The following is a 17,923-nucleotide window of genomic DNA, read 5'->3' on the forward strand; positions in this document are numbered from 1 at the left end:
GGTGTAACAGCTAATGCTGCAACACCTGTTGTTCCTTCAGTGGGAGCATATGAATCCGGGGTATACAGGAATCTGTTTGCCGAAATAGGAAAAACCGATGCAGAAATCAAAGCAAAATTGGAAAAAGAGTTTCAATCACTATTTCACGGCGACAGCAACCACAAGATCATGTACGAAGTAGGCTCCGATATGGCGTATATCCTGGACGTCAATAATAATGATATCCGTAGTGAAGGTCAGTCCTACGGAATGATGCACTGCGTACAAATGGATAAGAAGACAGAGTTTGATAAGTTGTGGAAATGGGCAAAGACATATATGCAACATACAAGTGCGGATCTAAAAGGATTTTTTGCCTGGCAATTACGTCCGGATGGATCAATAATAGATAGAACCCCTGCTTCCGACGGAGATGAATATTTTGCAATGTCACTCTTGTTTGCTGCTAAACGTTGGGGCAACGGTACAGGAATTTTCAACTATCAAGCCGAAGCTAATGCAATATTGGATGCAATGCTTCACCAGTCTGATGACGGACAAGGCTACAACCTTATAAATAAAAACTCAAACCAAGTAGTTTTCTGTCCTACTTCGGGCAACTATGACTTCACCGATCCATCATACCATCTCCCTGGTTTTTATGAACTGTTTGCTTTATGGGGACCTGAAAGAGACAGGGAAACATGGAAAAAGGTTGCAACAACAAGCAGAGAATTTTTCAAAAAGACAACTCATCCAACAACAGGCCTAGCACCTGATTATGCGAATTTCGACGGAACTCCAAAAAATGTATCATGGGGTCCTGAGCATGTTGACTTCCGTTACGATGCTTGGCGTACTATAAATAATAGTGCCTTTGACTATGCATGGTTTGCAAAAGATCCATGGGCAAAAACCTATGCCGACAGAATTCAGGATTTCTTTGTCAGCAAGGGTCGTACAACCTATGGAGGATGTTTCAAACTTGACGGTACACAACTCAATACCGACCACTCACCTGGACTTGTAGCCATGAATGCTGTTGGAAGTCTAGCAGCAACAAAAGCTCAAGCATATGATTTTGTTGAGGACCTGTGGAAGCTATCTGCACCAAGCGGACAATACAGGTATTATGACGGTTGCCTCTTCATGTTTGGTTTACTTCATGCCAGCGGTAACTTCAAGATTTGGGGAGCACCTATGTCATCCTCTTCACCAAGCACTGAGCCAAGCAACACTCCAACACCAACCAAAAATTCTTCCGGACCATCAACTTCAGGAGACATCAATAATGACGGTGTTGTAAACATGGCGGATGTTATAATTATGGCAACTTCATTTAATGCAGTTCGTGGCGATGCAAAATATGTTGCAAACTATGACCTCAATAATGACGGTGCTATAAACATGGCGGATGTTCTTGTTATTGCGATTAATTTCGGAAAGACAGTTACTCCTTCATCATCAACATCAGCTCCAACATCAACTCCAACATCAACACCAACAAGCGTACCTTCACCAACTGTTAACCCTAATGCAAAGCTTATTGCTTTGACATTTGATGACGGACCGGATAACACAAAGACAGCCAGAGTACTTGACAAACTTGACAAATATAAAGTTCCTGCTACATTTATGATGATTGGACAAAATATAAGCAGCGGCACAAGTGCTATTATTAAAAGAGTTGTTAATTCCGGACATGAAATAGGAAACCATTCATGGGATTATTCAAGTATGAATAGCATGTCCTCAACGCAGATTAAAGACTATATAAGCAGGACAAGTGCTGCTATTCAGCAGTATGCAGGTGTAACACCTAAGTTCTTCCGTGCACCTAACCTTGCTTATAGCCAAACCATGTACGATGCTATTGATCTTACATTTGTACAGGGTGTTACTTGTAATGACTGGAGTCAATCTTCAACTGCCCAGCAGAGAGCTAACGATATAATAAAAGGAGCTAGAGACGGTATGATTGCTCTGATGCATGACAATCAGCCTGATCCACATCCGACTCCTGAAGCTCTTGATATAATAATTCCTACTCTTCAGAGTCAGGGATATGAATTTGTAACTTTAAGTGAATTGTTCAAGAGAAAGGGTGTTACAGTTCCTAATCCAAGTGACAACAAAGCATATTCATATGTACCTAACTAAAAAGCGTTAAATCTTAGGCATAACAAAATCACGAAGTGATTTTGCAACCTTGGTCGTTGTCGTGAGAAATTGTGGCGTAGAATACCCTAATTTCTTTGACATAATAAAATGGGGCAGAGTGATTAACATCAATCTGTCCCTAATTTTATGTCGTGAGAAATCGCAGTTTGCTTTTTTTGCAGCAATAAATTAAAATTAAATGAATAAAATATTCTTCTATTGGAGGCAAAAAAATGACTAAACCGGACATTAATGATTCCATTCAAAGGTTTGATGAGCATCATATTGAAAGGCATGAATATTTTCTGAACTTTAAGCAGCAAAATAAAATTGGGTTGTTATTTATAGGAGATTCAATAACCAGAAGATGGTTAGAACAACCACAAAACCTATTGTGGGATTCATATTTTTCAAAGTATAACCCGGCCAATTTCGGTGTTGGAATGGATATGATACAAAACCTTAAATGGCGGCTTTTAAATGGAGAGCTAGAAGACATACAACCCAAGATTGTTGTTTTACTTATTGGAACAAATAATTTACCCAATTATAATATAGATGAGGTGTACCAGGGAGTAGAAGGATTGGTAGATGTTATACAGCAGAAATTGCCACACTCAAAGATAATTTTAATGGGTCTTTTACCGAGAGATCCTGATGATGCATGTAATGATTATATAAGTATAGTAACTGAAATAAATGCTGAACTTTTCAAAATGGCTAAAACCCGAAATCTAATATTTTTAGATATAGGAAAAGAATACATAATAGAAAACAACAGGGTGGATAGATCGTTGATGGATGATGGATTACACTTGATTGAGCCAGGATATAAAATATGGGGAGATAGAATAAGCCCTATTATAAAGGAATATTTTTAAGTTTACTTTAAGCATAATGAACAAAATTTCAATGGAGTAATTGTAGTGCAAATTGTACTATAGTTACTCCATTATTTAATGAATGGCAAATAGCAAATTATTCACTTAATGTAAGCGGATTATAGCTATGTTTCTTTTTAAATTCAAGAGGAGTTAGGCTATTATACTTTTTGAATACGTAACTAAAGTAAGGTGAGTTCTCAAATCCGCACAGTTCGGAGATTTCGGCTATGGAATAGCATGTTCTTGTAAGGAGCTTTTTTGCTTTATCCAATCTGCATCTTATTATAAATTCATTAGGTGTAATGCCCACAGTTCCTGTAAAAATTTTATGAAAATGGTGAGGGCTTATATTTGCAACTCTAGATAAGTCATTCAAAACAATTTTTTTCTCTAAATTATTATTTATGTATTCAATAACTTTTTTTATTGTACAATAATGGGGAGACAAATACATAGAGTTACTAACGAAGGACTCTGTGGAGTCCTGGTAAAGATAGTACATTAGATTCAATATATTTGCTTTGAGAAACAAATCAGAAGCAGGAGAGGGCGTAACAAATTCTTTTAATATGGAATCAAAAATATATAGACTTTTTTCCATATTAAAAGGATGGAACAATGTGGGTATTTTTTCAAGTATGGGATTTATACAATAGTTTTGATAATCCTGCTTGTTATAAACATAATAGCTGTCAGGATTTTTACCTGTATTACTAAGTATATCCACACATATAAGATAACAGCTGTAAGGCATTATACCTTGAGTATATTGTCCTGGTTTCCTGAATAATATATCTCCCTGTTTTACTTTGTAAAGTTTATCATCAATAATCTGGGAGCCATTGCCATAAACTATCAGTTCGAATTCATAATCAAATACATAACGTTCAGGGAGGCGGTATCCTTCCGGCATATCAGCACCCTCATAAAATAACGCGGCTGTAAGCACCTTTGGTGCTATCTCTTCGTTTTTAACATTAACTTTTTTTAGCACTATCCCCATAAAACAAATCCCCCTAATAAAATATTAGCACAAGATTTTGAAATAATAAAATAATTTATTTAATCTAAATGGTGATATGGTAGTAAACATGTCTGATGTTATTTTGATTGCGGGTGCTTTTAACTCGGTTACAGGAGACGGCAAATACGTTGCTGCTTATGATTTAAATGATGATGGTGCAATCAATATGTTAGTCGTATTGATTATCGCAGGGAAATTTAAATTAATAATAAATAATACAAATACACCGACAACAACTAATACGCCAACGGTAACTCCAAGGCCTACACCCAGCACCACAACTTATGATCGGAATGGAATTATCGGCACAGGACAAAGTCTTGGGGTAGGTGCGTCGGCCAATCCTGTAAAAACTACTGCACAGCCTTATAACAACCTAAAGCTGTCATTGGGAAGTTTGAAGGTGCCTCCATTTGACCCAAACAGCACTCAGCTTAAGATGGTTCCATTGGTTGAACCTATAAGAAACTTTGCTACAGGCTATCCGGCACCATATCTAGGAAACCTTTTTGGAGAACCCCCCCACTCCAGCAATGGGTAACCAGATAACCTCCATGGTAAAATCAGCAGGGGGAACTGACTATATTACGGTACACACTGTTATTGGTGAAGCGGGACAGGGGTATGTTGCCCTTAAGAAGGGTGCAACCGACACAGGCTCAGTAGGTCGTGCCTATGCAGCATCAATGTTTGAATAATTTATATATATCTTTTCATATGCTCCTAATTAATATAATATAAATAATGAGTAAAGATAAAACACTTTAAGTCCTAAGTATTTAAAGTGTTTTACCTTTATAGAGAGAAATCTATTTTATTAAATATTAAAAAATGTAAGATAAATAACACTTTTAACTTAGAAAGGATTACTAAAATGATCATTGTAGATGCACATTGCGATACAATCACAAAAATAATGGAAACAGGGGAGAGTCTACATACCAATAAATGTCATATAGACATGGAGCGTATGATCAATGCAGGACAATATGTCCAATTCTTTGCTGCTTTTATAGACCCGTCTTTTGGTCAGGCATATGCTATGAAAAGGGCAGTCCAGATTATCGACAGGTTTTATGAGGAGATTGATAATAACACTTGCATCAGCCTTTGTACAAATTATGACGAAGTAATGAAGGCCATAAATGCAAAAAAAGTTGCTGCAATTCTCTCAATAGAGGGAGGGGATGCATTGCAAGGCGATCTGGCCGCTCTTAGAATGTTTTATAAGCTTGGTGTCAGGAGTGTCTGCCTTACATGGAATTATAGAAACGAAATAGCGGATGGGGTGTTAGACGGTAGTTCGGGCGGAGGATTAACGCCCTTTGGCAAGAAACTTATTGTAGAAATGAACAGGCTTGGAATGATTGTTGATGTATCACACATTTCAGAAAAAGGCTTCTGGGATTGTATAGAGCTTACAAAAAAGCCTCTTATTGCATCTCATTCCAATGCCAAAAAATTATGCACTCATGCAAGGAACCTTACAGATGAACAGCTTAATGCAATAAAAGATAATGGGGGAGTAGCGGGAATAAACTTCTACCCCAGATTTCTTAAGGATAATGGTAGTGCTTCCTTGAACGATATTGTGAGACATATCGAATATATATGCTCACTTGTAGGAGTCAATCATGTGGGATTTGGAAGTGATTTTGACGGCATTGAATCGGTGCCTGAAGGGGTAAATGGTATCCAAGATATGGGAAAGGTGCTAAACGAACTGGTGAGACTTAATTATAAGAGTGAAGACATTGAAAAAATTGCTGGATTGAACTTTTTAAGGGTTATTAAGGATACCATAATTTCCTAGACAACATAAAATTTAAAAGTGATTTTACTGTAAAATTTGTTAATTTACAGTAAAATCACTTTTATCATAAACAATATTTAAGGATAATATTTATTCTAGGCCAAATTCCTGCTTTATGGATGATAAGGCCGTATCAACATCCTTCTCGTAGATAAGGTACGAGATATCAACCTCCGAGGTTGTTACCAGCTTAATATCGATACCATTTTCGGCAAGTATTGTAAATAGCTTGGCGGCAACACCAGGTATGTTTTTCATCCTTTCACCGAAAACCGAAAGCTTGGTGTTCTGAGCATCAACTTCTATTTTTAAGCCTGGTGCACTTTTTTTGAAGGTGTTTAATGTACTAATAGCCCGGACCAGGTCATCAGACGGAAGAGTAAAAGAAATATTCACACTTCCCCTGTATGGCGGAGCTTGATTTATCATGTCAATGTTGATGTTCTGCCCGGCGATGGAATTGAAAATATCGGAAACCAGCTTCATATCAACAGGCAGGTTGTCAACAGTAACCAAGGCTACATTATATGTTACACTAATATCAGTTACGGGCTTTCCAGTCATTATAACCCCTCCTTAGCATATTAAAAGTGTTAATATTATTAATCATACCTTAGTTTGCTTCACTTATAAGGTCATTCATATTGTATAAACCGGGTTTTTTGTTGTATAAAAATCTGGCTGCACTGAGTGCCCCGGTAGCAAATATTTCCTTTGAGGTTGCTATATGGTTGATTTCAATAATTTCGTCAGTTCCTGCAAAAATTACTGAGTGGTCACCAACAATAGTACCTCCTCTAACAGCATGAATACCGATCTCTTTCTTGCTTCTCTTTTTGCGGCGGGAGTGCCTGTCATATACATACTCCTGCTTTTCGGAAAGTGCAGAATTAATTTCATCTGCAATAGCCAGAGCAGTACCGCTTGGTGCATCGATTTTCTGATTGTGGTGCTTTTCTATTATTTCAATGTCAAAATTATATTCCAGCACTTTTGCGGCCTTTTTGACAAGGTCCATTAAAAGGTTTACGCCTAATGACATGTTTGCAGAAAAGAAAACCGGCACCACATGAGATGCATCTTTAAGTTTGTTTACCTGGCTTGTTGACAATCCTGTAGTTGCAACAATCAACGGAACTTTATTCTTCAGAGAATAGCTTAAAATTCCATCAAGTGCATCAGGGTTGGAAAAGTCGATAATAACGTCAACTTTAATATCACATTTACCCAGATCGTCAAAAACAGGGTATGGATTACTGATTTTAGTGTATTTATCATATCCTGCGGCTATTCTTAATTCTTCCCTTTCAGCTGCGAGCCTTGAAATAACCTGGCCCATCTTACCGTTACAGCCGCTCATTAAAATATTTATCATTGGAAAATCACATCCTTAAATTATAGTAAACCGTACTCCTTCATGCTGTTTTTAAGAATATCAAGGTTCTTATCGGACATGTCTACAAGCGGCATTCTGCAGCTTCCAACATTCATACCCATAAGGTTCATTGCTGCTTTTACAGGAATAGGGCTTACATCAACGAAAAGTGCCTTTATCAGGTTAAGAGTCTTTAGTTGTAGATTTTTACTGCCCTCAACATCCCCAGACAGGTATTTTGCTACCATATCATGAGTATCTTTAGGAATGATGTTTGCCATTACCGAAATAACACCTTTTCCTCCCAGTGAAAGAAGCGGAACAACGAGATCATCGTTGCCTGAATATACGGTAATCTTATCTCCGCAGAGGTTTATGATATCCCCAACCTGGTTAATATTACATTCCTTTATAGCCACAATATTATCAATTTCTGAAAGAGCTTTAACTGTTTCAGGGCATATATTGAGGTTGGTTCTTGAAGGAACATTATATAATATAACAGGTATTTTTATACTGTTCGCAATAGCCTTAAAGTGCTCTACAAGGCCTCTCTGGGAAGTCTTGTTGTAATATGGAGTAACGCTAAGAATGGCATCCGCACCAACTTCTTCCGCATACTTGCTGAGCTCTATGGCATGTCGAGTATCGTTGCTTCCAGTGCCTGCAATGACAGGAACTCTTTTGTTTACCTTTTCAACAGCAAATTTGATTGCAGCTTTATGCTCTTCATCAGGCATGGTTGAAGCTTCGCCTGTTGTTCCGCAAATGACTAAGGCATCGGTGCCTTCCCTTATCTGATAGTCAATAAGCTCACCAAGTTTGTTAAAATCAATTCCATCATCTGTAAAAGGTGTAACAATTGCAACTCCTGATCCTGTGAAAATTGGTTTTGTCATAACAATACCTTCCTTTACTATTTGCTCACGCTTACTTACTCCACATTTTTATAAGCTCCTGTGCGATCTGAACTGCATTTGTAGCCGCACCTTTTCTTATGTTGTCTGCAACAACCCAAAGATTTACTCCACTTTCAACGCTTTCATCACGACGGATTCTTCCTATGAAGGTTTCATCCTTACCAGATGCATAGATAGGGAGTGGATATACATTGTTTGCCGGATCATCCTGAACGATAACTCCAGGTGCATTTCTTAGCACTTCTTTAAGCTCATTTAAGTCATAAGGCTTTTCAAATTCAACGTTTATTGATTCGCTGTGACCGTTAAAAACAGGAACCCTAACTGTAGTAGCAGTGATCTTGAGATTTTGATCACCCATGATTTTCTTTGTTTCTTTAATCATTTTTTCTTCTTCTTTAGTGTACCCGTTCTCCAAAAATACATCTATGTGAGGCAAAACATTGTTTGCTATAGGATGAGGGAACTTTTTAGGTGCCTCTCCCTTAAGGCCTTCCTCAAGATCGGCATAACCTTTCATACCTGCTCCCGAAACTGCCTGGAATGTAGTGTATACAATTCTTTTAATCTTATATTTATCATGTAAAGGCTTTAATGCAACCACAGCCTGAATTGTTGAACAGTTGGGGTTTGCTATAATTCCTTTGTTCCATTGGATATCATGTGAATTTACTTCAGGTACTACGAGGGGAACTGTAGGATCCATTCTCCAGGCACTGCTGTTGTCAACAACTACGCAGCCCTTTGCAGCAGCGATAGGTGAGAATTTTTCACTGGTGCTTCCTCCCGCTGAAAACAGGGCGATATCAATACCCCTGTCAAAGGATGTTTCTGTAAGCTCTTCAACAGTGTAATTCTTTCCGTTGAATGTTACTGTTGATCCTGCAGATCTTGCAGAAGAGAAGAAATATATTTCTTCAATAGGTAAATTCCTTTCTTCAAGAACCTTTAAAAATGTTCTTCCAACCATTCCTGTTGCACCGCATACCGCTAATTTAACTTTTTTCATTAATATACCCTCCTAAAAAATATAGTATTCTTAAGTGAATTTTGCTTTAGACCGGCCTTTGCAGATAATAATTTCAGATTGGAATTGTTTCCAATAAAAAAGCCGGTCATATAAGCACCAGCAGTTCTTTTTATTAAAACTAAAACCAAGTGGAATCGTCTTAAACTCAAGAACAGATAGCGCTCCATCATCACTGATGACAGTTATGCAGCTATTAACTGCACAACCAGGATATAGCTTCGGGGAAGACTATTCCTTCGGCATTTTTTCCTTTCGGCCTGCTTCACAAATCCCCCGGATTTCTGCGGGTCTACTATTAAAAAATGCAACCTCTACTGTACTATTAAACTCTATTAGATATTTTTATTTATAATATCATTATGATGATACGTTGTCAATTGTGAATTAATATTTAAAGATTAAAGATTTTTGTTATATTACAGTTTTATTTCTTCTAAAAATTTGATTGGCACAATATTATTATATGTATTACAATAATATTGTTGACGATTAGTATAAAGTTACTTAGTAAGATCAAATTACAAAAGATAAACGGAGGAAATTCAATAATGTTTAATAAGGCTGTTTCAAGAAGCTTTAATTATTTTAAGCATTACAAATTCAAGGAATTGTCCTTAAGAAGAATTAAGATTGCTATAGTTATCATAACCTTAATCATTTCAAATACATATTTCGGTTATAGCACAAGTAGTGCAGGAATAACTGTTCCGGACAAGGTAAGAATAGGGTTGTATTATGAGTCAACCGCAATTTCCAATTTTACTGTAAGTGCCGAAAAGGGACTTACAATAGGAAGTTGCAGTAATGATGTTTTTACTCCAATTTACATGGAGCCTTCTAATGGGCTTGTCACTATTAGGAAAGATGCTTACTTATCAATGAAGAACGGCAAGCTTACGGAATACAAGCCTATAGATAAGAGCATTCCCGAAGGTGAAAAACTTGGGCCGATACATATTCAGATAGGGGATTCCTATAATGATCAAAACTCTGCAAAAGAGGCTTTAAACGTTATTAAATCAACAGGACTTGCTGCATACCTGGCTTATGTGGATACATGGCAGGTATGGTCCGGATTTTATATCGATCAAAGCTCTGCTCAAGCGGATATTGACAGCGTTTTTAAGCAGCTTCTTCCTGGATATGCCCTAACACCTGTATTGCAGGCACCAAACAGAATAGTTGTGGCCAATCCTTCAGGAGAAACTGTCCTTGTAATTGGAAGTGACATAAATATTCTTCAGATAAAACCAAACCAGGAAAACAATCCATATATATTTAAAATAGATAACAACAACACATTGAGATACAGAGGGGACCTTGAGGTTAGAAGGATTACCGGAAGCGATATGACCCTTATTAATATACTTCCGCCTGAGCAGTACCTATATGGGGTTGTGCCTGCTGAGATTGGGTCAAGCTCTGATCCTGAGGCCTTAAAGGCTCAGGCTGTATCTGCAAGGACTTACATGCTGGGTACTATGTCAAAACATAAAAAGCACTTTTTTAACCTATGTACAACAACTTCATGTCAGGTTTACAAAGGTTTTGCCGGTGAATATGCAACAACAAACAAGGCTGTAGATGACACAGCAGGCAAGAAGCTTACTTATCAGGGCAAGTTAGCCGAGGTCTTCTATTTCAGCTCGAGCGGCGGACGTACAGAGGATGTAAAAAATGTATGGGGAAGCGACATTCCATATTTGAAGAGTGTAGAGGATAAATACGAATCGGGAAAATCCTACAACTACAATTGGGAGGTCACTTTGACAGCAAGCAAGATTAAAGAAATAATGTCAGGAAGAGGATATGATCTGGGGGATATAACAGGCGTAGCCATTACCAAGACTTCTGATGCAGGAAGGGTAACAGAGCTTGTTATAAGCGGTACAAAAGGCCAAAGGACATACAAACTTGACGGTTGCAGGACTGTTTTCGGCTTTAACAGCCAGTGGTATACCATTGTTAGTGATGCGGTGGTTCCTTTTAAAAAGTCCGATAACACCATAGTACAAACACAGCTTGCATCAAAAAAGGTTATGACAGCCGGAGGTCTTAAGGATTTGGCCGTAAAAAACGGAGGTGTCACTGTAATTGGTGCAGATGGAGTTAAAAAGACAGTATCGGCTGCTCCTCAAAGTTACAAGTTTGTAGGAAAAGGCTGGGGGCATGCAGTGGGAATGAGCCAGAACGGTGCAATGGGCATGGCAAAGGCAGGGTATAAATATGACCAGATTCTGACACATTATTTCCAAGGCACGGTTATTGAATAAAATGCCCTCTTGTAAACATTAGCAAATTAATGTATTATTTAAATTCATATGGGTTATATTTCTATTAGAACAATATCACAAAGTGGTTTTGCAACCCTGAAAAAGATTATTCATAAAGAAAAGGATAAGTATGAAGGTTAAGGACTTTTATTATGATTTACCTGAAGAATTGATAGCACAGGAGCCTATATTGGACAGAGATATGTCAAAACTTTTGGTTCTTGATAGGAATTCAGGTAAAACCCAGCACAAAATATTTAAAAATGTCAAGGATTACTTAAGTGAAGGAGATTGCCTTGTTTTAAACGATACAAGAGTTATCCCTGCGAGACTTTATGGTGAAAAGGAAGGTACCGGATCACCTATTGAGTTTGTTCTTTTGAAAAGAGTAAACGGTGATGTCTGGGAAGTTATATTAAAGCCGGGGCGAAAGGCACAGATCGACAGAAGGTTTAGCTTTGGCGGAGGTATCCTGAAGGCTGAGGTAATAGATATTGTTGAGCAGGGAAATAGGTTGGTCAGATTTGAATATGAGGGAATATTTGAGCATATATTAGACAAGATAGGTCTAATGCCACTGCCTCCTTATATAACAAGAAGGCTTGATGACAAAGAGCGGTATCAGACAGTGTATTCAAAGAATAAAGGTTCTGCAGCAGCTCCTACGGCAGGCTTGCATTTTACCAGGGAACTGCTGGAAGAACTTGTTGATATGGGTGTAAATATTGTTTATGTCACTCTCCATGTGGGGTTAGGAACCTTCAGGCCTGTAAAAGTGGAAAATATAACTGAACACTATATGCATTCCGAATTTTACACTATTAGCGATAATGCCTGTAATGTAATAAACAATGCCAGACTAAGTGGGAAAAAGGTAATAGCCGTTGGTACAACCAGTGTCAGAGTTTTAGAGACTGTTGGTGATGAAAAGGGTAGGGTGGCTCCAGGAAGCGGAAACACCAGTATTTTTATATACCCTGGGTATAGTTTCAAGGTGGTTGACAGTATAATAACAAATTTCCATCTTCCCGAATCTACTCTTATTATGCTTATAAGTGCCTTTGCCGGAAGAGAAAATGTATTGAATGCTTATAATGAGGCAATAAGAGAGAAGTACCGTTTTTTTAGCTTTGGCGATGCTATGATGATTTTATAATGATTTTGTTTATTCTTATTAAAGGATTTTAATTTTAGGCGGTGTTATATGTCAGCAGTTAGATACGAATTGATAAAAAAGTGCGGCCAGACAGGTGCACGGTTAGGAAAGGTACACACTCCCCATGGTTCATTTGATACTCCTGCGTTTATGCCTGTAGGAACTCAGGCAACGGTTAAGGGCATGTCACCTGATGAGCTTATGGGAATAAATGCACAGATAATACTAAGCAACACATATCATCTTTATATGAGACCCGGTGAGGATATTGTAAAGGAAGCAGGAGGACTTCACGGCTTCATGAACTGGAAGAGACCCATACTGACAGACAGTGGAGGGTTCCAGGTGTTCAGCTTAAGCGATCTGAGGGATATTAAGGAAGAAGGAGTCACTTTCAAGTCCCATATTGACGGTTCCAGGCACTTTATTACTCCTGAAAAAGCAATAGAGATACAAAATGACCTTGGGGCAGATATTATAATGGCTTTTGACGAATGTATACCCTATCCCTGTGAGTTTGACTATGCAAAAAACTCATTGGAAAGGACAACCAGATGGGCTAAACGATGTAAGGAAGCCCACAAAAATACCGATAAGCAGGCACTATTCGGAATAGTTCAAGGTGGAATTTATAAGGAATTAAGGGAGCAGAGTGCAAGAGAGCTTCTGGAGTTAGACTTTCCCGGCTATGCAATTGGCGGCTTAAGCGTCGGCGAGCCTGCACAGGACATGTATGACATGCTGGATTGTACAGTTCCGCTTCTTCCCGAAGATAAGCCAAGGTACCTGATGGGTGTTGGAAGCCCTGACTATCTTATAGAAGGATCCCTAAGGGGGATAGACATGTTTGACTGCGTTTTGCCCACAAGGATAGGAAGAAACGGTACAGTTCTTACATCGGGTGGCAAAATGATTATTAGGGATGCAAAATACTCCAGAGATTTTTCGCCAATGGACCCGGAATGTGATTGTTATGCCTGCAGGAACTTTTCAAGGGCATATATAAGACACCTTCTAAAAGCGGGAGAGGTGCTGGGAATAAGGCTTACGACCTGGCACAACCTGAGATTCCTTTTAAAGCTCATGGAAAATGTGAGAAAGGCAATTATGGATGACAGGCTGCGAGACTTCAGAAATGAGTTTTTTGAGACTTTTGGTTACACAAAAAAATAGAAACAATATAAAGACATAAAATATTCAAGGAGGTTTAAAATGGAAGCTTTTTCAAGTTTACTAATGTTTGTTCCTGTTATTGCGGTTTTTTACTTTATGATTATATTGCCGCAAAAGAAAAGGGACAAAAAGATCAAAGAAATGCTGGGAGCATTGAATGTAGGTGACAACATCATTACAATTGGAGGTATTGCCGCAAGGATAATAAACATCAAGGATGATGAAATTACCATCGAAACAGGTATCAAGAAAACAGAAATAGTGATTTTGAGATGGGCCGTTAAGGAAGTTGTTAAACCAACTGAAATCTAAAAAACTGTTCTAATATAATGTGCTTTCAAATAAATTATTATAGGCTCAAAATTTGGAGGTACATTATGTCAAGGATTAGCAGGCAAAATATAAGGGAAACCTTAAACGAGCACATGACTTTAGTGTCAATAATTAAAGGTATTGTAATTTCATTTCTTATAACAATACCTTTTTTTGCTGCCTTCTCATTAGCACTGACTTACACAGATTTTCCGGAAAAGTATGTCTCAACATCAGTAATAATAACTACAGTAATAAGCATAATAGTTGCCGGCTCCACCGCAACAAGTAAAATTAATAAAAAGGGATGGATTAATGGAGCGATAGTAGGGACTATTTATATGCTTGTACTTTATATTCTTAGCAGTATTTCATTTAGGGACTTTTCAATTACAAGGCAGACGGTAACCATGATTGCAATAGGCATACTTTCAGGCTCAATAGGCGGAATAATCGGAGTTAATTTAAAGTACAACAGAAGCAGAAAAAGGGCAAAGGCATAATTCATAAATTCTAGATTAGTTAATATTTGATATGGTTTTGATGGAACAAACACTATAATAGTGGAAGAAGTGTTTGTTCTTTTGTTTAAACTATAGATAAAAAGCTTAATAGCTACAAATATTCAGTATCATTTTTACCCCAATCCCCTTAAAATAGTTCTTAAAAGTCCAGCGGTAAAGTGTCAAGAGAAAATTGGAAAATACTATGACTGAAAACTTATAATTTTAGTAAAAAAGACGCAAAAGATCAACTCCCTAATAAGCCTACCAAAGCTTTATGTAAAATTTAGTAGGAAGTGGAATAGCCAATTGGAAATTACTTTCCTTTTGGTGGCGTATAAAGCCGATTGCTATGAATCAGAGCATAGACAATACGGACAAATTTTCTGGCAGTTAATGCAAGTGCTCTCTTGTGTGGCGTCTTTGGGGTTTGGCTGTACTTGAGCTTATAGAAGCGTTTTAACTCGTGATCGTGCAATCTCACTTTGTTAGTAGCTTCCATGATGTAATAGCGTAAATACCTATTACCGAATTTAATCAAGTTAGTATGTGCAGCCGTAAAATTACCTGACTGATGTTTTGACTAGGCAATACCCGCAAATTTATCCAATGCAGCTTGATCCTTGAAACGATGAATATCGCCAATTTCTGCTATTATTCCAGCAGAGTAAACAGGACCAATTCCTTTGATTGAAATCAGTGTATTAGGAATAAGTTTGACCTGTTCCTCTATTGCTTTATCAAAGATTTTAAGCTGACCCTTATAAGCTTTTATAGCTAAAAAAGATACAGCAAGAACCTGATTTACAGAGTCCGTAACTGTCTTTGGAAGACGATATGAACTTCTTGCTGCTTTTTGGATAGCAGTTGCAACTTCTTCAGGTTTTTCGAAACGGCCTTTACCTTTTTTGTTGATGAAATCAGCCAACTCTTCGATTGGCATGTAAGATATTTGTTTTTTGAGCTATTGAACTTAACTAATGCCCGTGCTACCTGATGCAATTTCAATAATATCAGCTGTCATAGTTCCACATATCTACAATATTTTATTAAGGCTAAGCTGGGCAATCTTCTAGCTTATAATCTATTCTTCGTGCTTTTACCTTTCGGTACGCTACAATCCGTGGTGCATAGAGATTGCCCGGAACCGTCTAATTCACGGGCTTTATAGCTCCAGTAAAATTCGTTCTCTTGCTTTTGCCTCATAATATATTTACCGGCTTTTCAGCTATGTTTCATCCATTGTTGGTGCCATTATTGGCATGTAGGTCTAATTGAAGAAGCTAAAAATTTGATTTTTGTACCTTGTGATGACATATATTAGTTCACTTAATTCATGGATGCTATGCTAGCCTGAACTCACTAAAATTGCAGACGACTATTTTCGATAGTTAAAAGATTACATGGTCTAAATGTGGGTAATTTCGTGTTTTCTAGCTACTATACTTGCATTTCCTGTTTCAATAGCTTCTTTTACTATTTGATCTATAAATTCTTTTTCATAAACTTTTTTCCTAATTATGTAACCCCTCTTAACAATTTCTATTTTACTTGTTTATTCCGAAACTGTCCAAGGTGATTAGGGGGCTTAAGAGATAGAGTGTGGAGTAGACTTTTTATTGGAGTTGTGAATTAAAGATTTCTTAGTAAAACAGGAGAAAAAAGTGTTTGATATTACATTTGATATAATTGAATTCAGGTGGATGAAAGCAGAAATACAAACTGATGACTTTGATGAAACGCTTTTTGCTACAGGGATATGGGATGCTTTTAGTGAAATGCTAGAGGCATTGATTAAACTGGATTATGGAATTTCTGAGGCAAAATATAATTGGCAGGAGGAGCCTGGAAAGATAAAATTATAAAGTTTGACAAAAAAATAAGTCACTATCAAGGCTTATGGTGATTTTTCTTTAATCAACTGTCAAATACCCGAACTTGGCCTTAATGCAATGCCTCCATGCATATAATAACAATACCATAAAACTAAAGATCATCATAGTCAAAAATTAACATATTCCAATAACTTGTAGCAGAAAAAGAAATTGACAAAGTGTACATGCTTGTTTATAATGTATAGTAAGTAAAAATATTAGATAAAAAGGGAAATGTTAGATATATTCAAATAATATTAGATTAAATGGGAATTGTGGGGAAATTTCTTATTCACTGAGTCGTTTGTTGAATATATATATATATATATATATATGGCTTTGATTTTAATAGATAAGGCTTCCTTACAGATGTTTGTTTTGTTAGGTAAGGCCTTTTTGTTTTTGTTAACATAATTATGCAAAGTTTAAGCTTGGATTATTGTATATTAGCAATTTTAGTTAATCAGATATTTGCATGGAAAGATATAAATCAAAACCCATAAATCATACAACTTCTTGGCGGAAACGGATGATTTATGGGCTAGCAACACAATAGCTTTATGCTATTTTGCTTTGCTATTTTATATTATACTACATTTATGTTAAAAGTAAACACGGTATTAAGTAAATGTTAAGTATCGTAATTGCATAATATGCACTCGTTGGATGCTAATCGCTGGTGGGTCACGTTAGCTAATGATGAGGAATATACTGTAAAAATCATTGTAACTTATCTTGCAAAATAAGCGAAAGGGCGAAGCTGTGCGAACTGTGAGGTAATGATAAGGAACATAAAGTAAAGTTGTGGTAGCTTATTGAATTGAGTAAGTAAATGGGCGAAGTTATGCCAATCGTAATGAATTAGTTGTGAGGTATTGAAGATGTATTGGTATGTACTTTTTGTACTAACAGGTCAGGAACAAAAGGTAAAACAAATTTTAGGAAAACAGCTAAATGGCAATTTATTTCAGCCATTCGTGCCACTACATGAGCAAATATTCAGGTCTTTAGGAACAGTAAATAAAGAATTGAAGCCATTGTTTCCAGGATATGTGTTTATTGAATCTGAAGTATCTGTACAGGAGTTCATAAACAGTATAAGCACTATAATTTATAATTCAAATGATATTGTTCGAGTATTAAAATACTGTGATAAAGAAATTGCGATTAGGGAATCTGAAAAGCGGATGCTTCTTAACCTATGTAACGAAAACTATTGTGTTGAGTTATCTAGTGGCATTATCAAAGGCGATAGAATATATGTAACAAGTGGACCTCTCAAAGGGTATGAGAGTATCATTAAAAAAATCAATAGGCATAAAAGGCTGGCATGGATCGAAGTAGAGTTTTTAGGCCATATTAAGCAGGTTAGTGTACCTTTAGAAATTGTGGAGAGGTCGCATATATAATTTACTTTTAGCTATTAAAAACAAGACATTGTAATATT

Annotated in this window: 17 protein-coding genes, 1 pseudogene and 1 riboswitch; of the genes and pseudogenes, 12 read left to right on the forward strand and 6 right to left on the reverse strand. The window is 37.0% G+C overall.

The window, feature by feature from the left end:
* Together VIO64_RS19225 and VIO64_RS19230 are read left to right on the forward strand one after the other, a co-directional pair.
* Positions 1-2,139 (forward strand): glycosyl hydrolase family 8 (locus VIO64_RS19225; protein WP_331921279.1); only part of this gene is annotated, 2,139 nt, incomplete at its 5' end.
* 233 nt (positions 2,140-2,372) lie between these two features.
* Positions 2,373-3,020, forward strand: coding sequence for a GDSL-type esterase/lipase family protein (locus VIO64_RS19230; protein ID WP_331921281.1), 648 nt, complete (start codon positions 2,373-2,375; stop codon positions 3,018-3,020).
* Between the two features lie 97 nt (positions 3,021-3,117).
* Here the strand turns inward: VIO64_RS19230 and VIO64_RS19235 are convergent, their stop codons facing one another.
* A complete protein-coding gene (locus tag VIO64_RS19235; protein ID WP_331921283.1) occupies positions 3,118-4,026 on the reverse strand; it encodes an AraC family transcriptional regulator in 909 nt (302 codons plus the stop codon).
* Between the two features lie 76 nt (positions 4,027-4,102).
* Between VIO64_RS19235 and VIO64_RS19240 the strand changes: the two genes are divergently transcribed.
* From VIO64_RS19240 to VIO64_RS19250, 3 genes are all read left to right on the forward strand, one after another.
* The gene (locus tag VIO64_RS19240; protein ID WP_331921285.1) at positions 4,103-4,588 is read left to right on the forward strand and encodes a hypothetical protein; all 486 of its coding nucleotides are present in this window, start codon (positions 4,103-4,105) and stop codon (positions 4,586-4,588) included.
* 13 nt (positions 4,589-4,601) lie between these two features.
* Positions 4,602-4,745, forward strand: a complete 144-nt coding sequence (locus tag VIO64_RS19245; RefSeq protein WP_331921287.1) for a hypothetical protein — start codon at positions 4,602-4,604, stop codon at positions 4,743-4,745.
* A gap of 176 nt (positions 4,746-4,921) precedes the next feature.
* Positions 4,922-5,860: a dipeptidase gene (locus VIO64_RS19250; protein ID WP_331921289.1), complete on the forward strand. Its 939-nt coding sequence runs from the start codon at positions 4,922-4,924 to the stop codon at positions 5,858-5,860.
* A gap of 90 nt (positions 5,861-5,950) precedes the next feature.
* Here VIO64_RS19250 and VIO64_RS19255 read toward each other — a convergent pair whose 3' ends face one another.
* From VIO64_RS19255 to VIO64_RS19270, 4 genes are read right to left on the reverse strand one after another with little or no spacing between them, the layout of a single operon-like run.
* Positions 5,951-6,424: an ACT domain-containing protein gene (locus VIO64_RS19255; protein ID WP_331921291.1), complete on the reverse strand. Its 474-nt coding sequence runs from the start codon at positions 6,422-6,424 to the stop codon at positions 5,951-5,953.
* 49 nt (positions 6,425-6,473) lie between these two features.
* On the reverse strand, positions 6,474-7,235 hold the full coding sequence (dapB, locus tag VIO64_RS19260) for a 4-hydroxy-tetrahydrodipicolinate reductase (RefSeq protein ID WP_331921293.1): 762 nt from the start codon (positions 7,233-7,235) through the stop codon (positions 6,474-6,476).
* A gap of 20 nt (positions 7,236-7,255) precedes the next feature.
* Entirely contained in the window at positions 7,256-8,134 is an 879-nt protein-coding gene (dapA, locus tag VIO64_RS19265) for a 4-hydroxy-tetrahydrodipicolinate synthase (RefSeq protein ID WP_331921295.1), read from the reverse strand.
* A gap of 31 nt (positions 8,135-8,165) precedes the next feature.
* Positions 8,166-9,164: an aspartate-semialdehyde dehydrogenase gene (locus VIO64_RS19270; protein ID WP_331921297.1), complete on the reverse strand. Its 999-nt coding sequence runs from the start codon at positions 9,162-9,164 to the stop codon at positions 8,166-8,168.
* Positions 9,165-9,333: 169 nt separating this feature from the next.
* A riboswitch (Lysine riboswitch) is annotated at positions 9,334-9,507 on the reverse strand.
* A gap of 226 nt (positions 9,508-9,733) precedes the next feature.
* Between VIO64_RS19270 and VIO64_RS19275 the strand changes: the two genes are divergently transcribed.
* The 5 genes from VIO64_RS19275 to VIO64_RS19295 all read left to right on the forward strand — a co-directional run bounded on the left by VIO64_RS19275 (position 9,734) and on the right by VIO64_RS19295 (position 14,602).
* Positions 9,734-11,458 carry a SpoIID/LytB domain-containing protein gene (locus VIO64_RS19275; protein WP_331921299.1) on the forward strand — a complete coding sequence of 575 codons (1,725 nt, stop codon included), beginning with the start codon at positions 9,734-9,736 and terminating at the stop codon, positions 11,456-11,458.
* A 130-nt stretch (positions 11,459-11,588) separates the two neighbouring features.
* Positions 11,589-12,614, forward strand: a complete 1,026-nt coding sequence (gene queA / locus VIO64_RS19280; protein WP_331921301.1) for a tRNA preQ1(34) S-adenosylmethionine ribosyltransferase-isomerase QueA — start codon at positions 11,589-11,591, stop codon at positions 12,612-12,614.
* Positions 12,615-12,662: 48 nt separating this feature from the next.
* Entirely contained in the window at positions 12,663-13,787 is a 1,125-nt protein-coding gene (gene tgt, locus VIO64_RS19285) for a tRNA guanosine(34) transglycosylase Tgt (RefSeq protein WP_331921303.1), read from the forward strand.
* A gap of 39 nt (positions 13,788-13,826) precedes the next feature.
* Positions 13,827-14,099, forward strand: a complete 273-nt coding sequence (gene yajC, locus VIO64_RS19290) for a preprotein translocase subunit YajC (RefSeq protein WP_331921305.1) — start codon at positions 13,827-13,829, stop codon at positions 14,097-14,099.
* A gap of 65 nt (positions 14,100-14,164) precedes the next feature.
* Positions 14,165-14,602, forward strand: a complete 438-nt coding sequence (locus VIO64_RS19295; RefSeq protein ID WP_331921307.1) for a TIGR04086 family membrane protein — start codon at positions 14,165-14,167, stop codon at positions 14,600-14,602.
* Between the two features lie 316 nt (positions 14,603-14,918).
* Here the strand turns inward: VIO64_RS19295 and VIO64_RS19300 are convergent.
* Positions 14,919-15,545 (reverse strand): annotated as a pseudogene (locus VIO64_RS19300) (transposase).
* Between the two features lie 721 nt (positions 15,546-16,266).
* On the opposite strand from VIO64_RS19300, the gene VIO64_RS19305 reads away from it, so the two are divergent.
* The gene (locus tag VIO64_RS19305) at positions 16,267-16,467 is read left to right on the forward strand and encodes a hypothetical protein (RefSeq protein WP_331921309.1); all 201 of its coding nucleotides are present in this window, start codon (positions 16,267-16,269) and stop codon (positions 16,465-16,467) included.
* Between the two features lie 890 nt (positions 16,468-17,357).
* A complete protein-coding gene (gene loaP, locus VIO64_RS19310) occupies positions 17,358-17,885 on the forward strand; it encodes an antiterminator LoaP (RefSeq protein WP_331921311.1) in 528 nt (175 codons plus the stop codon).
* The last annotated feature ends 38 nt before the right edge of the window (positions 17,886-17,923 follow it).

The sequence above is a fragment of the Pseudobacteroides sp. genome (assembly GCF_036567765.1).
Lineage (GTDB): Bacteria > Bacillota > Clostridia > Acetivibrionales > DSM-2933 > Pseudobacteroides.

Bases quoted from the DNA above. Each gene is read 5' to 3' on its own strand.
- VIO64_RS19250 (WP_331921289.1), top strand. From the start codon at position 4,922: ATGATCATTGTAGATGCACATTGCGATACAATCACAAAAATAATGGAA.
- loaP (WP_331921311.1), top strand. From the start codon at position 17,358: ATGTATTGGTATGTACTTTTTGTACTAACAGGTCAGGAACAAAAGGTA.
- VIO64_RS19295 (WP_331921307.1), top strand. From the start codon at position 14,165: ATGTCAAGGATTAGCAGGCAAAATATAAGGGAAACCTTAAACGAGCAC.
- VIO64_RS19245 (WP_331921287.1), top strand. From the start codon at position 4,602: ATGGTAAAATCAGCAGGGGGAACTGACTATATTACGGTACACACTGTT.
- VIO64_RS19240 (WP_331921285.1), top strand. From the start codon at position 4,103: ATGGTAGTAAACATGTCTGATGTTATTTTGATTGCGGGTGCTTTTAAC.
- VIO64_RS19275 (WP_331921299.1), top strand. From the start codon at position 9,734: ATGTTTAATAAGGCTGTTTCAAGAAGCTTTAATTATTTTAAGCATTAC.
- VIO64_RS19255 (WP_331921291.1), bottom strand. From the start codon at position 6,424: ATGACTGGAAAGCCCGTAACTGATATTAGTGTAACATATAATGTAGCC.
- yajC (WP_331921305.1), top strand. From the start codon at position 13,827: ATGGAAGCTTTTTCAAGTTTACTAATGTTTGTTCCTGTTATTGCGGTT.
- tgt (WP_331921303.1), top strand. From the start codon at position 12,663: ATGTCAGCAGTTAGATACGAATTGATAAAAAAGTGCGGCCAGACAGGT.
- VIO64_RS19235 (WP_331921283.1), bottom strand. From the start codon at position 4,026: ATGGGGATAGTGCTAAAAAAAGTTAATGTTAAAAACGAAGAGATAGCA.
- VIO64_RS19230 (WP_331921281.1), top strand. From the start codon at position 2,373: ATGACTAAACCGGACATTAATGATTCCATTCAAAGGTTTGATGAGCAT.
- dapB (WP_331921293.1), bottom strand. From the start codon at position 7,235: ATGATAAATATTTTAATGAGCGGCTGTAACGGTAAGATGGGCCAGGTT.
- dapA (WP_331921295.1), bottom strand. From the start codon at position 8,134: ATGACAAAACCAATTTTCACAGGATCAGGAGTTGCAATTGTTACACCT.
- VIO64_RS19270 (WP_331921297.1), bottom strand. From the start codon at position 9,164: ATGAAAAAAGTTAAATTAGCGGTATGCGGTGCAACAGGAATGGTTGGA.
- queA (WP_331921301.1), top strand. From the start codon at position 11,589: ATGAAGGTTAAGGACTTTTATTATGATTTACCTGAAGAATTGATAGCA.